Below are 896 nucleotides of genomic sequence, written 5' to 3' on the forward strand. Positions count from 1 at the left end.
TCAGCGCGCGCCCGTCCATGACGGTCATCGGCACCTGTCCTCAAGGTCGGCGAACGGTTCCAGGACATCCTCCTCGTCGACCGTACGGTGGAACGCCGCACGGACGACGGCGCCCAGCTCGGCCCCCACCCGCGCCCGCACCTCGCCGCCGGGCGCCCAGATCCCCGAACGGCCCGCCGCCGGGTCGAACCCGCCACCGGCCGATCCGGCGAAGCTCGCCACCAGCTCGTACCCCGTCAGGGACAGCTCGGGACGAGCGGCTCACGCATGCGACCTCCAGCCGTTTCAGGGCGATCGCCCCACTTTAGGACCGGTCCTCAACCCGGGCGGCCTTGGCAGGCCGGTGTTGCGGGCCGGTGTGGCTGCCCCGTGTGACGGCCCGTGTGGCAGGCCCGTGTGGTAGGCCCGTGTGGCAGGCCCGTGTGGTAGGACCATTGGCATGATCGATGAGGTGGGATTGCGGCATCTGGAACGCTGTGTCGAGCTGGCCGAGCAGGCGGTGGAGGCTGGCGAGGAGCCGTTCGGGTCCGTGCTCGCGGGCGGGGACGGGACGGTCCTGGCCGAGGACCACAACAGGGTCACCTCGACCGGGGACGAGACCGCGCATCCGGAGTTCGCGCTGGCACGGTGGGCGGCGACGAACATGACGGCGGCGCAGCGGGCGGCGGCCACGGTCTACACGTCCGGGGAGCACTGCCCGATGTGCTCGGCGGCCCACGGCTGGGTCGGGCTGGGCCGGATCGTGTACGTGCATTCGTCGGCCCAGCTGGTGGCCTGGCGGACCGAACTCGGTGTCGCGCCGTCGCCCGTACGGGCGCTGCCGATCCAGGAGGTGGCCCCCGACGTCGTCGTCGAGGGCCCCGTCCCGGAGTTCGCCGACCGGATGCGCGAGCTGC

General features: G+C 72.7%; 2 protein-coding genes. One reads left to right on the forward strand and one right to left on the reverse strand.

Features of this window, described 5'->3' with window-relative positions:
- Positions 1 to 24: 24 nt before the first annotated feature.
- Complete coding sequence (locus tag ACH34Q_RS46940) at positions 25 to 222, reverse strand: hypothetical protein (protein ID WP_395989766.1); 198 nt, start codon at positions 220 to 222, stop codon at positions 25 to 27.
- A 217-nt stretch (positions 223 to 439) separates the two neighbouring features.
- On the opposite strand from ACH34Q_RS46940, the gene ACH34Q_RS46945 reads away from it, so the two are divergent.
- On the forward strand, positions 440 to 896 hold a 457-nt coding region (locus tag ACH34Q_RS46945; protein WP_395989767.1), incomplete at its 3' end, for a nucleoside deaminase.

The organism is Actinomadura sp. 9N407 (assembly GCF_044326315.1).
Lineage (GTDB): Bacteria > Actinomycetota > Actinomycetes > Streptosporangiales > Streptosporangiaceae > Spirillospora.